Here is a 19,625-nt window from a genome sequence, read left to right on the forward strand (position 1 = left end):
TATAGCAAAATCAGCATAACATGACATATTCAATATGCTCTGTAAACAGCTCATCAACTGAACATCTTTTTTGTCTTCTTATCGCTTTTGCCCCACCCCATTTGTGTTCTATGGGATTCAAGTCCGGACTATAAGCGGGCAGCCATTCTAATTGATATTGACTCTCTGCTATCGCTTGTATCGTATCAAGTCGTTTATGAAAACGCGCATTATCCATGACTATCACGGCACCGTGTGGGAGTTTTGGCAATAAATCCTGCGTCACCCACGCATGAAAGACATCGGCATTAATGTTGCCAGTAAATAAGCTTAAGGTGATGAACGTATTTTCGAGAATTGCCCCAATGACGTTAATACGGCCTTTCGCGTGCCAATCCTGTGTACCAAAACAACGCTGCCCTTTCTCTGAATACCCGTATATCCGTGGCATTGACTGCGCGAAACCACTTTCATCCAAATACACAATCGGTTTGCCTTCCTGTTCATAGCCGCTGATGCGCTCGACAAACGCCTGACGACGCTGAGGATCAGCGCGAGGATGTTTTAAGGTTTTTTTTAAGCGTGAGCCGAAGCCGTTTCAAAGCGTAATGAATCGCCGATTGTGAGACCCCTAAGCGCTTTGCTCTTTCCCATTGATAGTCATCAGGAAAATTTTGGACATCCGCGATGAGCACCTCATCAGGAATTTTCATGGGAGGCTTATCACGCGTCATGCAAGGTTCTATTTTATGGCTCCACCGGAACAGGGTACGAATAGAAATCTCAAAATGGGCACTCGTTTGCTCGAAAGTCAACGAATGTTTATCTTTGTATGCCAGAACTCTTTTTCGAAAATCTAAACTGTAACCCATTTCACTTTATGCCTTGTCATTTTGGATTTGGATATTATGACATATTAGTATGATTTAGCTATATGCGCGAATCTAATACAGGCTGGGCTATCACTCTCACTCAACCACCGGAAGGAATGGTTCTTCAAGATGTAGGTAATCCTGAATATTGGATATGCTACAATTATTTGATAGTAAATAACTATACCCTTCGTCTTTCAAGTTGCCTCTTTGTTGGCTGCGCTCACTCACCCCGGTCACATAGTTATCTATGCTTCCGGGGATTCGTTCTCTGGCCGCCGTGATGCAATTTGAAATCCATTAGGTATATGTATATTCAATAGGTTTCAAGATGCAGCGTGATAGTAAAGAAACAAAATCTCAGGAGCATAGATAACTATGTTTCTGAGGTGAATGAGTATCTCAATTCAATATTTTTGGCAGGTAATTTGTCCTCTCATGTATTTAGTCATTGGCGGGTCAATTTAGTCACACTATATTTTCCCTTCATATGCGGGTATACTGCCGCCCCGCTTTTATGGATTGAGCTTTAAATGATAAGAAAAATGCTATTATTATCAGTATTTGTTATGGCAGGTTGCTCTACCAGCAGAATACCGACAGATAATCTTCCGTCACTCAACAATAATGAATTGTGTCGTGCTCTTGGTGAAAATTTTATTGATGGCACAGAATTATTTAAGGTTATGAATGAAGTCTTCGATCGTGTTGGCTCAATAGATATTCAGGAATGTAAAACCATTGCTAATGAGGTCAAACTTACTGAAATGTCTCTTAGAAATATGCAATGGCAGAATGATATAAATAGAATGAATACTAAGTCCATGGAAGATGCAATAAAAATAATGAAGTCACAGAATAGGCTTTAATATTTGTGCGCTCTTTATTGAGCGCGAATTAGTTAGCTTATTCAATTATATTATGATTTATTGCTGGCTATTTTGCTCAGTTTCCTGTTCCATTGATAGATGATGGTGTTTTTTTAATACAGCGTGAGCAATGATTCCGCTGATCAATCCCCAAAATGCGGAACTGATACCCAATAGATTTGCTCCTGATGCTGTGATCAGAAAGCAGATAATGGCAGCATCTCTGGTATATTGATCCTTGATCGCTTGATGCAAACTATTTGTAAAAGTACCAAGGAGTGCTAATCCGGCCAAAATTTTTATTAATGGAATTGGAAAAGCGTTGAACAAATAGAAAATGGCTCCGCCAAAAATACCTGCCAGCAGATAGAAAAAACCGGCACTGACTGCGGCAACATATCGTTTATTCGGATCTGGATGAACATCTTTTCCCATGCAAATGGCTGCCGTAATAGCTGCAATACAAATACTGAATCCGCCAAAAGGTGCCAGAATTATTGTCATCAGTGATGTCCAAATAAGTAATTTGGATGCACGAGGAGGATATCCCGCCGCCTGTAAAGTGGCGATTCCCGGTGCATTTTGTGATGCCATCGTGACGATAAAAAATGGAATACCTACACCAATGAGTGTGGTTGCGCTAAAGTGCGGCATAACAAATTCAGGTATGGAAAATGTAATGTTTTTATCCACCAAATTTAAATCGCCGCTGAGAATACAGATAATTAAGCCAACCGCCAGTGTCGAGATGATGGCGTATAACGGAAAATAGCGGCGGAAAATTAAGTAAACAAGTAGCATGGCACTACAAAGCCAAAAGTTGACTTGTAGCATTTCAAATGCTTCCAAACCAAAGCGGAGTAATATCCCGGCAAGCATTGCCGCCGCTATGGTATGTGGAATGTAGTTCATTAATTTAGCAAATAGTCCGGTGATACCGCATATCAACATTAATGCCGAAGCAAAGATAAAAATACCGATGGCTTCGTTAACGGAGGTATCCGGAAAATTTGTCGCCAATAATGCAATTCCCGGTGTTGACCAAGCCGTTAAAATAGGAGTGCGGTAATAGAGTGACAACCCAATTGTTGTGACCCCCATTCCTACACCGAGCATAACCAGCCAAGCACCTATTTGTGCCGGCTCAACACCGATTGCCGTCACGGCTTGGAGAATTATCGCAACTGAACTAGCATAACCAACTAATACCGCAACAAAACCTGTGATAAGTGTTACTGGTGAGAAATCCCTAAAAAATGATAGCTTAGGCATATGATATTACCTGTCGGACGTTATAACGGACGATGGTGAGAATATCATCGTCCGTTATAACGTTCAATCATGAATTTATTTCTTTTGAGAAAGCACCAATGAGTGATATCACATCAAAAATTGCTGAAAAATTTAAATTATTAAGAGCTTCCAGAGGGTTAAGCCTCAGTCAGGCGGCGAAATTGACGGGAGTCAGTAAGGCGATGCTCGGGCAAATTGAACGTGGTCAATCAAGCCCGACGATTTCGACACTGTGGAAAATCGCGACAGGCTTTAACATTGCTTTTTCAACTTTTTTAGAAGGGGCGGCTCCCCAACTTCAGCCTGTATTACACCGATTTAATGCATTACCGATCTTTGAACAAAACAACTCAGGCATGCGTGTAACGCCACTTATACCTTTTGATGACGAACTTTTTACCGATTTGCTCAAAATAGAATTAATACCGGGTGCTTCAAGTGACTCTTCTCCGCATGAATTCGGCGTGATAGAGCATGTTATTGTTCTCAGTGGGGAGTTAGATCTCCGTCTTAATGACACTTGGCATAAAATTTCAGCGGGTGAATCCATGCGTTTTCATGCTGATTGCCACCATGCTTATGCTAATTCAGGCGATGAAACAGTGGTTATTCATAACCTCATTCATTATCCTCATAATTGACCTATGGTGTTGTATAACGTGTTGGCATATGGATTTGCCACCTGATAACGGTTATTAAATTTCCACGAAAGGTTTTTACAAAATGCTTGATAGTTGCTTAATACTTTCTTCAATTTCGGTCGGTGTATGGGCTGCATACCCTAAAAGAACACCTTCTCTTTCATGAGGTTGCATGCAGTATCGTGATAATGGTTGAATGCCCAAACCTATCTGATGACATTTTTTTATTACCTCACTCTCTTTTAATCCATTGAGTAACCAGCACACCACATGTATTCCTGAATCTGTTGGCTGCACTTTAAATATATGAGGCAAATATTTTTTAATTGCATTGATTAAAGCTTCATGCCGTTCATAACAGATTTTTCGGATACGACGAACATGGCGCGCATAATGTCCTTCCGAAATAAATTGGGCTAACGCTGCCTGTTCTAAATAGCCAGAATGAGAATCAGTGTAATATTTCATTAATTTAAACGATTCAATTAATTTTTCAGGAACCACTAAAAATCCCAGGCGAAAACCGGGATACATCATTTTTGAAAAAGAACCTGCATAAATTACCCGTTGCTACTGATGCACGGGGGCAACATATCGGTAAGCAACTGATTGAATTTGTTCATCAGGAAGCCAAAAAACAAGAATGTACACGTCTGTACTGGCATACACATGAAACAAATCTACGTGCTCAGAGACTCTATAACTGGGTGGCTGAAAAATCTGGCATGATTGAGTACAGAATGGCGGTTTAGTTCGCCATTTTTCTTACTAAATACAATAAAAGCTGAAGTGGAATACGGGATTAATATCTTATATTAAGATATAATTTGGTTTGTATTCCCAGTCTTTAGCATCTGTGATTTCTCCTGTTTGTGGTTCTATAATTTTAACTTTGAGTTCAGGGGTAATATATATGTTAGTGGCATGTGCAGTTTTTTTAGTATTCCCTAATATTATCCCAATTGCATACCCATAAATTTCTTTGTCTGAATAGGCCTCTTTGCAGGCTTGTGCTTTGTATACAAGACTAAAATCATCACAATCAAAAACTTGTTTTTTATATGTGAAATTTTCTAGTCCTGATTTTTTGTATATATCTTTCGCTTTTTCATCTGAAACTAATCTGTAGAATGTATCTACAGTTCGCAGGTTTGCTAAATTAAATTGAATTTTTGGCCAAGTTTTTTTTAGTAAGGTTTTTATGAGCCTTGCTTTAATAAAATGGGGATGCAGAGTAAATAGACTGTATTTCTTATTGGATGCGGTTAACCAAGCCCATTGCTTAGACTTATCATGGGCATGACTGTACAAAAACATTTCTGTTCCCTGATTATTCCAAATGAGTCTATATTTCCTCATTCCGTCTTCCGTTTTGACATACTCTTTTTTGAGTGATATTCGTTTATCCTCTGGGGAGGAATTAGGAGTATCCCAGCATATTTTAGTGGTTTCTTCTGATGTATCATAGGCATACATGAAGAACCTTTTTCCTTGGTATAAACCTGCCACTCTCATTGGATTCCCTGGTGTTTTCAGAGTCCTCAGTTTTAATATGATAATGGCATAATAATATTGTTCTGATCCCATATATGCGCGCTTTTTATCATATTCTATATCATCGATACATAATGTACGTTTATGATCATCTATAATTAGATATGAAACGTGAGGATTTATTTTATCTTCGGGAGGTATAGGGTCATTCTCCATGAAAAAAGAAGAGTCATTTTGGGAGAGAGAAATTGGATCCTCACTACGATTCATATTTTCTGACTCTGGGAGCGTAGATTTACCTGAATCGGATACGCTGGGTATTTTAATTGTTTTGTCTTTATTTTCCATAACATAGTTACCTTATTTTTTATATTGGTTATCTCAAACACAACCTATAAATTAGTTAAACAAGATTTATAAATGGAAAACAACAGATTTATGTTACAAATGAAGTGCTGAGATGATATTCAATTTTTAGTATAGACGCAGTTTGGATACTTCGCCAGAGTGGGGATGTTTTTTAACGCCTGTTGGGATAGGCATTAAGTCACCCATAGGGTGACTTGTTTTAGTAAGAAAATACGGATGAAAATTTAATATACTAACTGTGAATAACAGTGTTAATTATTTATTTTCAGTAAATTAGAGTATTCTACTGGTACCCAGGAATACCCTTGTGCATCTTTACCGATATGTCCGATACCAGGAAAGGGTAAATGTGCAGCACCAATTAACCATTTTTCTTTTGAGGCTTTTTTGAAAATAGCTTTACGTGCTTCAACGGCTTTATCATTATTTATATCATATTCTATAGCAACTTCTGGGTGCATAAATTGCACTGAATAGGAGTGAACAATATCGCCCCAAATCAGCATGTTATTTTTACCAGAGTGTAATTTAAATGACGTATGGCCTGGAGTATGGCCAAAAGTTGATATTGCTTCGATACCAGGAATGATGTTATCTCCGCTTTTGAAAGTACGGAATGCGTTTTTAGCAATATAGGGTGCCAGAGCATCTTGGACCATTTTGAAAGTAGCGCGCGTTCCTTCAGGGGCAGCAGCCATAGTTTCAGGATTCAACCAGTAATCTTTTTCTTCTTGCGAAACGTAGACAACCGCGTTAGGGAATGCCATTTTCCCATCTGCGGAAGCGATACCACAAGAATGATCGGGGTGCAGATGTGTAAGCAATACTGTTTTTACCTCTTCCGGTGAATAGCCAGCGGCACGGATATTATCAATGGCATTTCCCATCGTAGGGCCAAAACATTTGCTTGAACCCGTATCAATTAATACCAACCCTTCTTTAGTATTGGCGAGGTAGGCATTTACCGCTGTCTGGACGCCATTTTTTCCTTCAACAAGGAACATGCGAGCAAGCAGCGTCTGAATATCTTTTGTTTCAATGTCTTTCAGTAACGCGGAGGGAATATAAAGATATCCATCATAAATAGCGGTAACCATGAAGTCCCCAACCATTTGATGATAGTAACCCGGTGCCTGATTGATGATTTGGTCAGTTGATTTTGCAAAAGCAGTGGGTATTGCTGAAGTTACGACAGTAGTAAGAGCAAGTGTAATAGCAAGATGGGATGCTTTAAGAATGTTTTTCATTAAATATTCCTGATAAATTAGGATGAAATAATTCCGTCATATTTGTTGAGTCTGTTAGCTTTATCTAAAGAGTTGGATAAAATTTTCAGATAATTTCTTTTACAACTGGTAAAAAGAAATCTGCTAAGTTCATCAATGTAATATATTAAATATCAATGGGTATATAATTATATTGTTTTTTGTGGATGATTAAATAAATTTTGTTTATTTTTAACTGTATTTAACTTGTCATTCAGCCTACTCTTTAGTGATTGATGAGGGTACGTAAAATAGACTGAATGATGTTGCAAAATATAATTAAAAGCTATTTATTCAGGAGCAGGCATCTGTAGAAATTTCGCTGGCGAAATTATCTGTTGTTTTAACTACAGCATCTTCATCAACAAAGATCTGAGTTCCTGCTGTCAGGCTGCCAGTGATTTTGGGAATATGGCAGAGAGAAGCAGATGCTCCCATACTTAAATTCACTTTGGCGGAATTGGCACTGAATTTCTGAGCGTTTTTATTAAATACAGCCCCCATTCCCAGAGTAAGATCAAGATATTTGGTTTTACCTGCAACATCAATTTTGCTACCCATTTCACCTGAAACTGCCAGATTTTCACTATCGACGGCACAAGCATCCACTTCCATTTTTACCCCCGATTTAGTGGATAAATTCTTCAGAGGTTTGTCAGTGTATAGCGTAATTTTAACACCAGAGGTGAGAGAATTATCTTCTTTAGCCGCTTCGTTAATCAGATTAAGTGTATCGTTATCACGACTGATATTGAGCTTATTGATGGAAGATTGCGTTCCTTTGGCTTTTAATGAAGGTGTTGTCGCGCATTTTATTGTTAAAGCAATACCATTTTGCGCGTTAACAGAGGTGAAACTCTGCATCTCAATGGTTTTTTCTGCTGCTATTGCGGGAGGTAATGTAGTTCCTGAAATTAATGCTACTAAGATTGCTACTTTTTTCATAAAAATACCTCTATGAGTAGGGATAATATTTTTAGAGCCTATCTCCGATTAATAGATATGTGACTTTCTAAAGCTTTTCAAAAATAATTGCTCCAGTTCCTTTTTCTCCCAAAATATCATTCGGATTGCGTAAAGGGCAGTCTGTGAGTGAAAGGCAGCCGCAGCCAATACAGCTATTTAAGTTATTGCGTAATCGGGTCAATATTTTGATGCGTTTATCCAACATATCCCGCCATTGTGAAGAAATGATCTGCCATTGTTCTGCGGTCAAATTACTGTTGGGCGGGAATTGACATAAAACAGCCTGAATTTCTTTAAGAGGGATCCCGGTACTTTGAGCAGCCTTAATAATCGCAAGATAACGCAGGACTACGGAAGGAAAACGACGCTGGTTGCCGTGGCTGCGTGAACTTTTGATTAGCCCTTTTGCTTCATAAAAGTGAATCGCTGATATCGCGACTCCACTGCGTTTTGAAACTTCGCCAATGGTTAAGACGCGATTGAAATCAATGTGTTTATTTTTTGCCATCTTTATTGATCTCAAGTTAACTTAAGGTTTTATAGTGCAACGTTGCTGTGTTTGTCAACTGGCAAAAATTTCGCCCTGTCGTTTTATTTCACACAGAAAAGGCAGGATTTCTGTTTAAAAATCAGGAAAATTGATTAGCCATGTAAAGCAATAATGGATTCAATTTCTATTTGTAAATCCGGGTGAATAAGGTTTGAGACTTCAACCAGAGAACACGCAGGTAAATTGTCATAATTTATTCTGGTAACCACAATCAACTCCTTATCTATTCACATTAAGAGCCTACTTAGATAGGCTCATTTTTGGTGGGATTAAATAATATCTGTTGTAAAAAATTGTACGATCTCGGTTAAATCCAAAGATAAGTAATATTGTGCATGCTCATATTCAAAATGTTTCTTTAATGAATTATAGTCAATAAATTTTTCCCACATGATGAATGAGCGTGGATTTTCGCTGGATTGTTGGATGGAGAATATTTCACATCCGGGTTCTAAAAGGGTTTTTTGTTGTAAGATTTTCAGTTCTTTTATAACAACACTGAGATCTGCATTTTCTTTGGCTTTAATTTCTGCTGTGACAAAATATCCATTTTTATACATGTATGTTGCCTTAATAAGGTTAGAGCTTATTTTTACTGCATTGAAATAAATAGGATAACGCCAAATAAAATGTTTAATCAAATGATAGTCTTGTTTGTTTATTATTTTATTGAGTTATGACAAAGCGAAAAAATTTTCTTAAATTTTTCGATAGCAGTCTCTTGATTATTGAAATTGATAAAGTATAAGGACTGCCATTTTTGTGTCTGGATGGCTTGCTTTGCCGTAGGCGATACCCATGACGGGTAAACGCGAATGGCTCTTTTGCCTTCTTGAGATTGAGTTGAGAAAATCTTTTTTGTTATTAAGATTTGCGAATCAAACACAAAAATCCCTTTTTGCTTCTCAGAAAACGTGGCTATTAAACAGAAATCAATATCATCACTTTGTTCAAAAGGCATGATGTCTGAATCTGGCGTCGGTCTTTTCCAGAGTGTGACAAATTGACCTTGTTTATTGGGTGTTATTTTACCTTGGCGAAATACGATCGATTTTCCGTTCAGTTGAAAGCGCATGGCGCTATAATCACGGCTTTCTGTTTCACGATAAGGAGTTCTGCCTAGTTGCAGTCCTGAAGGGAGTAGGAGGTCGTCTTTAATTTCAGTAAAAACATCGGGGAAGTTATCTTTATTGGATTTTAATAATGTCAATTTATACCTCTATTAATTCTTATAAATCAGCAAGATAATTGTACATCAATGATGATTTTGGCGTATTTTATACAGAAAGAACACATGATGCAGTATATTTTTATTTGAAAAGGAAATAGGGCAAGTTGTTATGTGCGATTGCTTGAATAAGATTCAATTTTTTATTTAATGGGTATATTGGAGAAAATAGATGTTTTCAGTGATGAAAAATTCTTTTTCTCTGGCACTGATGCTAATTATCAATTAGTATCAGTGCCAAGAAATATAGAAAAATTAATCATCATCAAAATCAACAAGATTGATACTGGTAAAGTGATTATATCTTCGTTTATTAGGAATAATAACGGGGGTATTTCCTTCAACAATACGTACTCTACAGAAATCAGGTATTCTGAAGTGAAATCTTGAGTGCACATGGTAATCTAATCTTGATGTATAACAATGCATTCCATTCTCAGAGGTGAAAATATCTCCTTTATACCCTAGTACCCAACCAATTTTTGCTTTATTTATACTAAAATAATGTACAAATGTAGGTAGAAAATTTCCCCAACCACTTCTGCATGCTTTAATTGAGACTAAACCTATACTTTTCAATCCACAACTAATGAGAAGTTTAGCAAATTGCCTGCCATTATATTCATCATCTTCTTCTATATAGACTGTGTTGTAACGTGTGCCGTGAGTAAAAACGAGTAATTTTGAATTAAGATCACAGTCTTCAAATGAAGGTGGGTCACTATCCAAAAGAAGAAAACCAGGCAATTTTCTAAAGGCAAAGCATCGTGAAGGGGGGACTTGATAACGCTGTATGGAAGCAGTAGCAGCTTTACGTATAGCGTCATGATTACTACAGAGCAATATGAAAACCTTTTTCCAAGTCATATATGAAACTCTCCGGTTCAGTATATAGTACTACCATCAATTTATACCTATTCGATACTATCGATACAATTTATAATTTCATTGCAAACGAAATAGCTCCCTGCCTAAAAGAACAGGGAGCCATGCTGGAGAGAACAAATTTATTTAATTAAGGTAAAGCGTTAGAGACATGCCGGGTTTCATTTCTTTGATTTTGATGTTTTTATTCCAACTCATCAGATCATTAATATTCACGCCGTGGCGTTTGGCGATGCTAAAAAACGAATCACCCTTGCGTACATGATAGGTAACAGGGCTGCTGTTATCGATTTTCAATACCTGCCCAATCTTGAGTCGATGGGCTGTTTTCAAGTTGTTCAATCTTTGCAACTCTTTATGAGTTGTATTGAAGCGTTTTGCAATCGCTGACAGTGTATCACCGGCACGAACCTTATATTGGCCTTGTTGCTGTAGCTGGCGAGTATTGTGAGCGACAGCCAGCCGAATATTTTTCAAAACACTGACATCAGTCAATGAAGTCTTAAACTGGTTAACGCTTTTTTGTGGCAGCATGATGTAATGCGGCCCATGAGGGGAAGTCATGCCTTGTTTATAACCCGGGTTATATGCCCTGATTGATGACAATGATAATCCAGATAATTCAGCCGCTTGTGACAACGTGATTTGTTGTCCTACCTCAACCTTAGCCAATGCTTTCTGGTTGTTAGGTTTTGGTAACTTGAACGCATATTTTTTGTCATGACGAATAATGTTACTTAGCGCCAATATCTTAGGAACGTAGTGCATTGTTTCACGTGGCAGCGACAGTGACCAAAAATCAGTGGGCTTTCCTTTTGCCTGATTATCTTTGATTGCGCGTATCACCCGGCCTTCACCACTGTTGTAAGCGGCGATGGTGAGTAACCAGTCTCCATTGAACCGTTTGTTCAGATACTCAAGCATATCAAGCGCGACAGTTGTTGAAGCCGCAATATCGCGTCGGCCATCGTACCATTTATCCTGCGTCAGGCCGTAATAGCGGCCGGTACTTGGGATAATCTGCCATAAACCAGCCGCCTGGGCATAAGAGGTGGCATGGGGATTAAAAGCACTCTCCACTATGGGCAGCAGAACCAGTTCCATTGGCATGTTTCGTTCGTCAAGCTGCTCAACTATCCAATAGATGTACGGTTCTGCCCGTAACGTCACATTTTGGAGATGGCTCTTGTGTTTCAGATAGTAATTTTGTTGTTCGCGCACCCTGCTGTTATCAGGAATGTCCATCTTCAACTCATCACGGATATGTCCCCACAAATCTTGTTGGGTTGTCGGACTCACCTTCCAGTTTGCAGAATCCTCTGGCTCTGCAATACCGTCTGTTTTCTGATTCGTCGAAGACATCATCTGTATATGCTGCTGGGAAGGAGTCTTTTGTTGCAGACTCGATTGACAACCGGCAAGCAGAACAGAGGCGAATAAGATCGCTTTTGTCTTCATGTGCTCTTTTGATGTTTGCCTAAAAGGTGAGCGATGATACTGACCAATCACGCAGAAGACAACCCAACAAAATTAAAATTGATCTTTATAAGCTCTTAACTGCTGAAAAACAGAAGAAAGTGGCATTGAATTTGGTTTGATGCCGATATTTTTTTGTAAATCAATGTGGTGACAATTTAAGAAAACATTGATTTTTTTCTCTGTTTGTAAAGTTGTGGGAACAGTTGCCTGGTGATTTTCACGTAATTTAAGTATCTTTTTATCATAATCATGAATAGTTTGATTTTCAGGTAATACTGTCTTTGCAAATGCCATATTTGCTGCGGTATATTCGTGAGCACAACAGATCAATGTGTCATCGGGTAACGATGAAATTTTCTCAAGGGAAGAGAACATCTGTTCGGCTGTACCTTCAAATAACCGTCCGCAACCGCCAGAAAAAAGAGTGTCTCCACAAAATAGATAGGGGGCCTGATAGAATGCAATGTGACCAAGTGTATGGCCTGGCAGTTCCATGATACGGAAAGAAAACCGTTTAATCTCAATAAAGTCATTATCGTGCACAATATGGGTTGCCCCTTTGTTTTGTGTCTCTTCAGGGCCATATACAGGTAATTCGGGATGTTTTATGAGCAAGCCCGGCACACCGCCAACATGATCATGGTGATGATGTGTCAGTAGTATCGCCACAGGAATAAGTTGATTTGCTGCTAGAATGTCATTGACAGGCTGTGATTCAGCGGGGTCGATAATGACACAATGCTTGTCTTCATCACAAAGTAACCAAATGTAGTTATCTGAAAGGGCAGGGATCCTGATAAGCTCCATTGTATGCCTCATTTTCGTAGTAGGTTTATCATAGATTGAAAGGAAGATGACATGCGTTCAGCACGTTCGAACAAACAAATAATCCCTCCTGTTTCTTGGGTTGAGTTACCGTGGGGAGAATATTACCGCGTTGCTCTGGAACGTCAATTGGAACCGTGGTGGCCGAAAATGTTTGGCTTTCATTTGTTGAAAGTCGGCAACTTAAGTGCAGAAATTGACAGCCGTTCCTGTCTGATAAGCCATCAAGTCAACATCGGATTACAGGGGGAAAATATGAATGTGATAACTGATCCCCATTATCTTCCTTTTGCAACTAAATCTGTTGATGCTTGCTTGTTGGCACATATGCTGACTTATTGCATTGATCCTCATTGGTTGTTGAGAGAAGTAGATAGAGTGATGATTGATGACGGTTGGTTGATTATCAGTGGTTTTAATCCGGTAAGTGTCTTAGGGGTAAGAAAAATAGTTGCACCCATCTGCCGTTGGCAGCCTTGCCGTGCCCAAATGTTTTCTATGTTTCGCCAATTGGATTGGCTTCGCCTTTTAAACTATGAAGTTGTTCATCATGCTAATTTTCATGTTTTGCCATGGCAAAGTGGAGGGCGTTTTTATAACTCAATTGAATTGATGTTTGGGTGTTTGAGTGTCATTATTGCCCGCAAGCGGACAATCCCCCTGACATTAAACCCCATGCGGGCAAGGTTGTTGAAACCGAAATTCAGTAATGCGTTAGGGGCGGTGAAAAATTTTCACCGACGCTATTAATTAACGGGTTAATTTTCACTTTCGATATAGCCATTATCGGTTTGAGTAGGGCTATTAGCGGCTGTGCGGGCAAGTTCATCACATAACTCATTTTCCCGATGTCCTGCATGGCCTTTAACCCACCTCCAGTCAACGTCATGGTGAGAGATGGCTTTATCGAGTCTCAGCCAGAGATCAACATTGATGACAGGAGATTTATCTGCTTTTTTCCAGCCACGTTTTTTCCAGTTGTGGATCCACTGGGTGATTCCCTGACGTACATATTGGCTGTCAGTTGTCAGGATAACGGTGCAGGGGTGTTTGAGGGCTTCAAGCCCGGCAATGGCAGCCATTAACTCCATGCGATTGTTGGTAGTGCGGAAATAACCTTTACTCAGCATTTTTTCAGTTTGTTGGTAACGGAGCAGAACACCATATCCTCCGGGGCCGGGATTACCGAGGCAAGAACCATCGGTGAAAATTTCTACCTGTTTGTTCATCTTTGGTAGACTCTTCCTATATCATCTTTAATCAAAACTCTAAGTCTGACACAAAAAAACACTATGAGCACTGCAATTACCCGCCAAATCGTTCTCGATACCGAAACAACAGGTATGAATAAGTTAGGTGTTCACTATGAGGGACACAACATCATTGAAATTGGTGCAGTGGAAGTGATTAACCGTCGTCTGACGGGGCGTCATTTTCATATTTACATTAAACCGGAACGTTTGGTTGATCCGGAAGCGTTTGAAATTCACGGCATTAGTGATGAATTTTTGCAGGATAAGCCGAAATTTGCCGATATTGCTGATGAATTCATTGAATTTATTCGTGGGGCTGAACTGATTATCCATAACGCGACGTTCGATATCGGCTTTATGGATTATGAGTTCGGTAAACTGAAACGTGATATTCCCCCGACTGCGGATTTCTGTACGATCACCGATAGCTTGATGTTGGCAAGGAAACTTTTCCCCGGCAAACGCAATAATCTCGATGCGTTGTGTGATCGTTACCATATCGATAACTCGAAACGTACTCTCCACGGGGCATTACTCGATGCCGAGATTCTGGCTGATGTTTATCTGGCGATGACCGGCGGCCAGACATCATTGGCTTTTTCGATGGAAGGGGAAGTTTCAGGTAGCTCCCAGGTTGCAGAAATCCAGAAAATTACGCGCCCTCAGGCTGGCCTGAGAGTTGTCTATGCTTCTGATGAAGAATTAATTCAACATGAGTCCCGTTTGGATTTAGTGGAAAAGAAAGGCGGAAGCTGTCTTTGGCGTTCGAAACCTGAACAAATACATTGATGAAAGCAGTAGCAAGATGGGAAAAAAGTATGATTAAGGTGAAAAACTGTGCAAGTGAACTATTTTGTTATAAAAATTGATTGACGGATTGCGCTCCGGCTCGTATTATCCACCCCGTTCTCAACCAGAACACCATGCGGTGCGGTAGTTCAGTTGGTTAGAATACCGGCCTGTCACGCCGGGGGTCGCGGGTTCGAGTCCCGTCCGCACCGCCAGAATCTATAAGCCCTGAGTTTTTAACTCGGGGTTTTTTCTTTTTCCGCGAAAATACATTTGTTAAAAACAATCCGTTAAAAATACATTCTCTAAAGTAGATAAAAAAGCTCACTTTTGGAACGTTGAGCATTAATTCTTTCATGATTTGTTGTTGAAATATCATCCCGCAAGTGTTGACTAAAATATATCCGTACAATATATTGTACAATTGAGTTGGTTGATTAGTGTGCATTGTCAACAAATTGAAATGGGACAGTCATAATGAAAGTCTTAACCTATAGTGAAGCCAGACAACATCTTTCCGAAACTATGATCAGCGTAGTCAATGATTGTAGCCCTGCTATTATTACCCGAAAAAATGGGGAAAGTTGTGTATTGATGTCTTTGTCTGATTATGAATCATTGCAGGAAACGGCGTATTTAATGCGTTCGCCAAATAATGCAAATCGTTTAATGGATTCAATCGCAGAATTACGTTCAGGAAAGGGGCTGGTTAAGGAATTGGATTTAGATTGATGAAAATTACCTTTTCCGGTAGTTCTTGGGAAGATTATCTTTACTGGCAACAAACAGATAAGGTAATACTGAAACGTATTAATCAACTTATTAAGGACATACGTCGCCACCCTTTCGAAGGTATTGGTAAACCAGAGCCATTAAAATATAATTTGGCCGGATTCTGGTCGAGGCGTATCACTGAGGAACATCGTTTGGTGTATTCGGTTGAAGAAGATCAAATAATGATTGCAGCCTGTCGCTACCATTATTGATAGATGCCCTGAGTTTTTAACTCGGGGCTTTTTTTTGGGGTTGAATATCAAATCAACTTATAGAAATACGTAGTTCCTGAAAATTCACCGTTGGAATTCATGGAAAAATTTGGGATTTGTCCGCCTTCAATAAAACCACATTTTCTATAGAGCATTGATGCGGGGTCATTAGTGCGTGTATCCAAAACCAGCAAACTGCGTTGATGCTGTTTCGCCAACCTTTCGAGTTCTTCCATCAGCATTCTGCCAATTCCACGCTGGCGGTAGGCGGTATGTACCATCAGTTTTTCTACATCGGCACGGTGTAAACCATTCTTTTTCTTACAGAAGGAAAGTTGTACTGAGCCTGCGATATTTTCACCTTCCAGCGCAACCAGTAACAGACGATGACCGGAAGTGAGTTCGGTTTCGACACTTTGCCAGTATTGTGCTGCTTCGCTTTCTGTCAGCGGTGCAATAAAGCCGATGGAAGCATCACTTTCGACGCAATTTTGCAGTAAGTGAATAAGCGCATCTTTTTTTGTATTGATGGAGTCTGGTTGTATTATGGTGAGTGTTGATGTTGAATCGGATGTTATGTTTGATTTGGTCATAGGTAGTTAGCTTTCGGATAGAAATAATCTAATAATATAGAGCTGTATTAATATCAGGTATATAGATTTTTATCCTGTTATTTTTTGTTTTTTTATCGTGATTATTAACGCTTGAAATTTATCCGTGAATATACCCGTCATCTTTCAAGTTGCCGCTTTGTTGGCTGCAAATAAAAAAGAAAAGATAAAAATTATTATTTTATTCATATTTTTTCCTTGGTTATTTCAAATCACTTTTTTTTATCATCCAATAATTAACGTTTATTGGTTTGATGTCCTTTGGTGATTATTTTGTTTGTCGGGTGGAATAATTTAATTTTTATATTGGAGTGATAATGGAGGGGTAATTATTTTGAGGGTTTCTAATTCCATTGTGGATGTTTTTATCGAGTTTTTATCTATTCTTACAGAATAAACCGGATGATAATATTTAATCAATGTGTTATATAAAGTAAGTTTACAATAATCTTTGTTTGGGGATATTATAATGAAGTCTGATAATATGATTAATAAAAAATTGGCCGATGAAATCGCTTTGGAGGTGATTTATTCGGGTTTGTTAGCCAATAAAATATATTGCGAGTGAATCTGGTTTGTTTTGATGATAAAAATTATGAAATTTACCGTTCTTTGAATGAGTAAATGTTTTTAGCCACCAGTGATTATCACTCTTATATCATAATTCTGGCTTGGCAGAAAAACTCGCTTTTTTGGTCTTGATTAACTTGTTGAGTATCGTGTCTAATAATCACTTTCTTATTGCGCAAATCACGATATGAAATTATCCCATTTTGCGCAAATTCACCTTCGATTGTACGCATTGGCCTGAGAATGCGTCTAAACAACGGGGTAAATCAAAGAATTTTTGCCAAAAGGAAATTAAGATAGTTTCCCTTAATCTGGCATTAATGATTGCGGTTTGTATGCTGCGCTGCGAAAATTAGTTCTTAGTTCACTAACGCTTTTATCCGACTTGGAGTAAAGAATGACCACTCGTAAAACCCTTGCTAATGCTATCCGCTTCTTGAGCATGGATGCTGTGCAGAAAGCAAAATCAGGGCATCCTGGCGCACCAATGGGAATGGCTGACATTGCCGAAGTGCTGTGGCGCGATTATCTGAACCATAATCCTTCTAATCCTAATTGGGCTGATCGTGACCGCTTCGTGTTATCCAACGGCCATGGCTCTATGCTGATTTACAGCTTGCTGCACCTGACAGGTTATGATGTTTCCATCGATGATTTGAAGAATTTCCGTCAACTGCATTCCAAAACCCCTGGTCACCCAGAATATGGCTACACGGCGGGCGTAGAAACGACCACTGGCCCACTGGGGCAGGGTATCGCCAATGCAGTAGGGTTTGCGATCGCAGAACGTACACTGGCAGCGCAGTTTAACCGTCCTGGTCATGATATTGTCGATCACTACACTTATGTGTTTATGGGTGATGGCTGCATGATGGAAGGGATCTCCCATGAAGTGTGTTCTTTGGCGGGTACGCTGAAACTGGGCAAATTGATCGCTTTCTATGATGACAACGGTATCTCCATTGATGGTGAAGTTGAAGGCTGGTTCACTGATGACACCGCAGCACGTTTTGAAGCATACGGCTGGCATGTTATCCGTGGCGTAGACGGCCATGACTCTGATGCGATTGCAGCCGCTATTGAAGCCGCACGCAAAGAGACTGGCAAACCATCTCTGTTGATGTGTAAAACGATTATCGGCTTTGGTTCACCAAACAAAGCAGGTAAAGAAGAATGCCACGGTGCTCCACTGGGTGATGCGGAAATCGAAGCAACCCGCAAGGCACTGGGTTGGGAACATCCTGCGTTCGAAGTTCCTCAGGACATTTATGCTGGCTGGAATGCTCAGGAAGCAGGTAAGGGCAAAGAAGCAGCATGGAAAGAGGCGTTTGCTGCCTATGCGCAGGCTCATCCTGAACTGGCCGCAGAATTCACCCGTCGCACCAACGGTGAACTGCCAGAGAACTGGGAAGCTGAATCCAAGGCATTCATTGAAAACTTACAACAGAATCCAGCCTCCATTGCAAGCCGTAAAGCATCACAAAATGCGTTGGAAGCGTTTGGTAAAGTTCTGCCGGAATTCATGGGTGGTTCCGCTGACCTGGCACCAAGTAACCTGACCATGTGGTCTGGTTCTAAGCCACTGAACGAAGTGCAGGACGGTAACTACATTCACTACGGTGTACGTGAATTCGGTATGTCTGCCATCATGAACGGTATCGCACTGCATGGCGGTTTTGTGCCTTATGGCGCAACATTCCTGATGTTTGTTGAATATGCCCGTAATGCAGTTCGCATGGCGGCATTGATGAAAATCCGCAGCATCTTCGTTTATACCCACGATTCCATCGGCTTGGGTGAAGATGGCCCAACCCATCAGCCAGTTGAGCAAATCGCCAGCCTGCGCGTAACGCCAAACATGAGCACATGGCGCCCATGTGACCAGGTTGAATCTGCGGTTGCGTGGAAATATGCGATTGAGCGCAAAGATGGCCCGACTTCTCTGATCTTCTCCCGTCAGAATCTGGCACAGCAGGCGCGTACTGCTGAGCAACTGGCGAATATCGAGAAAGGCGCTTACATCCTGAAAGATTGCGCAGGTCAGCCTGAATTGATCCTGATTGCAACAGGCTCTGAAGTTGAACTGGCTGTTAAAGCGGCTGAACAACTGAGTGCAGAAGGCCGTCAGGTTCGCGTTGTTTCCATGCCATCCACTGATGCTTTTGATAAGCAGGATGCGGCATACCGTGAAGCAGTACTGCCTGCGGCGGTTTCTGCTCGTGTTGCCATCGAAGCGGGTATTGCTGATTACTGGTTCAAATACGTTGGTATCAACGGCGATATCGTCGGTATGAAAACCTTCGGTGAATCTGCTCCTGCTGATGCTCTGTTCAAAGAGTTTGGCTTCACTGTTGAAAACGTGGTTTCCAAAGCGACCGCTCTGCTGAAATAATCGGCAAATTATTCTCTTAAGCGCATTCGAATCAATTTTGGAGCGAATGCGCTCTTTTTTTATTCAATTTTTCCTCTACAGTGTGATGAATGGCGCTTGCCATTATGCTTTTTTTCTCGTAATCTGCTTTCATAATAGCTGAATCGTTTCAGTTTAGTGCGTAAAATCCATAAATTCAGTGCGTAAATCAGAGTGAAAAAATGTCTTGTCTGTCACAATCTGGTTAATTTTGTGATGAATTATCCGTACAAGCAGCAGTTGCTCAGTTATCCTAAGCGGTTGCATGACTACAGAGAAATTCAGGGAGTA

General features: G+C 40.0%; 20 protein-coding genes, 1 tRNA gene and 3 pseudogenes. 9 read left to right on the top strand and 15 right to left on the bottom strand.

The window, feature by feature from the left end; translation table 11 throughout:
* Nucleotides 1-10 precede the first annotated feature (10 nt).
* Nucleotides 11-499: pseudogene (locus tag AB204_RS23130) on the bottom strand (IS630 family transposase); the annotation flags it as partial.
* A 28-nt stretch (nt 500-527) separates the two neighbouring features.
* Nucleotides 528-851, bottom strand: coding sequence for an IS630 transposase-related protein (locus tag AB204_RS23135; protein ID WP_047961391.1), 324 nt, complete (start codon nt 849-851; stop codon nt 528-530).
* A 533-nt stretch (nt 852-1,384) separates the two neighbouring features.
* Between AB204_RS23135 and AB204_RS00240 the strand changes: the two genes are divergently transcribed.
* On the top strand, nt 1,385-1,720 hold the full coding sequence (locus AB204_RS00240; protein WP_047961392.1) for a hypothetical protein: 336 nt from the start codon (nt 1,385-1,387) through the stop codon (nt 1,718-1,720).
* Between the two features lie 57 nt (nt 1,721-1,777).
* On the opposite strand, the gene AB204_RS00245 is transcribed toward AB204_RS00240, so the two are convergent.
* Entirely contained in the window at nt 1,778-2,992 is a 1,215-nt protein-coding gene (locus AB204_RS00245) for a benzoate/H(+) symporter BenE family transporter (RefSeq protein WP_047961393.1), read from the bottom strand.
* A 98-nt stretch (nt 2,993-3,090) separates the two neighbouring features.
* Between AB204_RS00245 and AB204_RS00250 the strand changes: the two genes are divergently transcribed.
* The gene (locus tag AB204_RS00250) at nt 3,091-3,654 is read left to right on the top strand and encodes a helix-turn-helix domain-containing protein (protein WP_047961394.1); all 564 of its coding nucleotides are present in this window, start codon (nt 3,091-3,093) and stop codon (nt 3,652-3,654) included.
* Nucleotides 3,655-3,729: 75 nt separating this feature from the next.
* Here AB204_RS00250 and AB204_RS00255 read toward each other — a convergent pair.
* Nucleotides 3,730-4,224: pseudogene (locus tag AB204_RS00255) on the bottom strand (aminotransferase class I/II-fold pyridoxal phosphate-dependent enzyme); the annotation flags it as partial.
* On the opposite strand from AB204_RS00255, the pseudogene AB204_RS23290 reads away from it, so the two are divergent.
* Nucleotides 4,221-4,406 (top strand): annotated as a pseudogene (locus tag AB204_RS23290) (GNAT family N-acetyltransferase); the annotation flags it as partial. The pseudogenes AB204_RS00255 and AB204_RS23290 sit on opposite strands and share 4 nt — an antisense overlap.
* 58 nt (nt 4,407-4,464) lie before the next feature.
* Here AB204_RS23290 and AB204_RS00265 read toward each other — a convergent pair.
* From AB204_RS00265 to gloB, 9 genes are all read right to left on the bottom strand, one after another.
* Nucleotides 4,465-5,496, bottom strand: a complete 1,032-nt coding sequence (locus AB204_RS00265) for a lectin MOA-related protein (RefSeq protein WP_047961396.1) — start codon at nt 5,494-5,496, stop codon at nt 4,465-4,467.
* A gap of 272 nt (nt 5,497-5,768) precedes the next feature.
* Nucleotides 5,769-6,764, bottom strand: coding sequence for an MBL fold metallo-hydrolase (locus tag AB204_RS00270; RefSeq protein WP_047961397.1), 996 nt, complete (start codon nt 6,762-6,764; stop codon nt 5,769-5,771).
* 312 nt (nt 6,765-7,076) lie between these two features.
* Nucleotides 7,077-7,727, bottom strand: a complete 651-nt coding sequence (locus AB204_RS00275; protein WP_047961398.1) for a GIN domain-containing protein — start codon at nt 7,725-7,727, stop codon at nt 7,077-7,079.
* Nucleotides 7,728-7,794: 67 nt separating this feature from the next.
* Complete coding sequence (gene soxR / locus AB204_RS00280) at nt 7,795-8,256, bottom strand: redox-sensitive transcriptional activator SoxR (RefSeq protein WP_047961399.1); 462 nt, start codon at nt 8,254-8,256, stop codon at nt 7,795-7,797.
* A gap of 311 nt (nt 8,257-8,567) precedes the next feature.
* Nucleotides 8,568-8,858 (bottom strand): putative quinol monooxygenase, encoded by a 291-nt coding sequence (locus tag AB204_RS00285; protein ID WP_047961400.1) that lies wholly within the window; start codon nt 8,856-8,858, stop codon nt 8,568-8,570.
* 101 nt (nt 8,859-8,959) lie between these two features.
* Nucleotides 8,960-9,508, bottom strand: a complete 549-nt coding sequence (locus AB204_RS00290; protein ID WP_047961401.1) for a MepB family protein — start codon at nt 9,506-9,508, stop codon at nt 8,960-8,962.
* 273 nt (nt 9,509-9,781) lie between these two features.
* Nucleotides 9,782-10,393 (bottom strand): hypothetical protein, encoded by a 612-nt coding sequence (locus AB204_RS00295; protein ID WP_047961402.1) that lies wholly within the window; start codon nt 10,391-10,393, stop codon nt 9,782-9,784.
* Nucleotides 10,394-10,537: 144 nt separating this feature from the next.
* Nucleotides 10,538-11,869 carry a murein transglycosylase D gene (gene mltD, locus AB204_RS00300; RefSeq protein WP_047961403.1) on the bottom strand — a complete coding sequence of 444 codons (1,332 nt, stop codon included), beginning with the start codon at nt 11,867-11,869 and terminating at the stop codon, nt 10,538-10,540.
* Nucleotides 11,870-11,941: 72 nt separating this feature from the next.
* Nucleotides 11,942-12,697: a hydroxyacylglutathione hydrolase gene (gloB, locus tag AB204_RS00305; protein ID WP_047961404.1), complete on the bottom strand. Its 756-nt coding sequence runs from the start codon at nt 12,695-12,697 to the stop codon at nt 11,942-11,944.
* A gap of 51 nt (nt 12,698-12,748) precedes the next feature.
* Between gloB and AB204_RS00310 the strand changes: the two genes are divergently transcribed.
* Entirely contained in the window at nt 12,749-13,465 is a 717-nt protein-coding gene (locus AB204_RS00310) for a methyltransferase domain-containing protein (protein WP_047961405.1), read from the top strand.
* Between the two features lie 8 nt (nt 13,466-13,473).
* Here AB204_RS00310 and rnhA read toward each other — a convergent pair whose 3' ends face one another.
* Nucleotides 13,474-13,944, bottom strand: a complete 471-nt coding sequence (rnhA, locus tag AB204_RS00315) for a ribonuclease HI (RefSeq protein WP_047961406.1) — start codon at nt 13,942-13,944, stop codon at nt 13,474-13,476.
* Nucleotides 13,945-14,007: 63 nt separating this feature from the next.
* Here rnhA and dnaQ point away from each other — a divergent pair, with 63 nt between their 5' ends.
* The 4 genes from dnaQ (at nt 14,008) to AB204_RS00335 (ending at nt 15,743) form a co-directional block, all read left to right on the top strand.
* Nucleotides 14,008-14,757 (top strand): DNA polymerase III subunit epsilon, encoded by a 750-nt coding sequence (gene dnaQ / locus AB204_RS00320; protein ID WP_047961407.1) that lies wholly within the window; start codon nt 14,008-14,010, stop codon nt 14,755-14,757.
* 138 nt (nt 14,758-14,895) lie between these two features.
* Nucleotides 14,896-14,972 (top strand) — tRNA-Asp (locus AB204_RS00325).
* 262 nt (nt 14,973-15,234) lie between these two features.
* Nucleotides 15,235-15,489 carry a YoeB-YefM toxin-antitoxin system antitoxin YefM gene (gene yefM, locus AB204_RS00330; RefSeq protein WP_047961408.1) on the top strand — a complete coding sequence of 85 codons (255 nt, stop codon included), beginning with the start codon at nt 15,235-15,237 and terminating at the stop codon, nt 15,487-15,489.
* Nucleotides 15,489-15,743, top strand: coding sequence for a Txe/YoeB family addiction module toxin (locus AB204_RS00335; protein WP_047961409.1), 255 nt, complete (start codon nt 15,489-15,491; stop codon nt 15,741-15,743). Before yefM ends, AB204_RS00335 begins: the two co-directional genes overlap by 1 nt.
* 47 nt (nt 15,744-15,790) lie before the next feature.
* Here the strand turns inward: AB204_RS00335 and AB204_RS00340 are convergent, their stop codons facing one another.
* Nucleotides 15,791-16,336, bottom strand: coding sequence for a GNAT family N-acetyltransferase (locus tag AB204_RS00340; protein ID WP_084728493.1), 546 nt, complete (start codon nt 16,334-16,336; stop codon nt 15,791-15,793).
* A 985-nt stretch (nt 16,337-17,321) separates the two neighbouring features.
* On the opposite strand from AB204_RS00340, the gene tkt reads away from it, so the two are divergent.
* Nucleotides 17,322-19,316, top strand: a complete 1,995-nt coding sequence (gene tkt, locus AB204_RS00345) for a transketolase (protein WP_047961410.1) — start codon at nt 17,322-17,324, stop codon at nt 19,314-19,316.
* Nucleotides 19,317-19,625: the final 309 nt, after the last annotated feature.

The organism is Xenorhabdus khoisanae (assembly GCF_001037465.1).
Lineage (GTDB): Bacteria > Pseudomonadota > Gammaproteobacteria > Enterobacterales > Enterobacteriaceae > Xenorhabdus > Xenorhabdus khoisanae.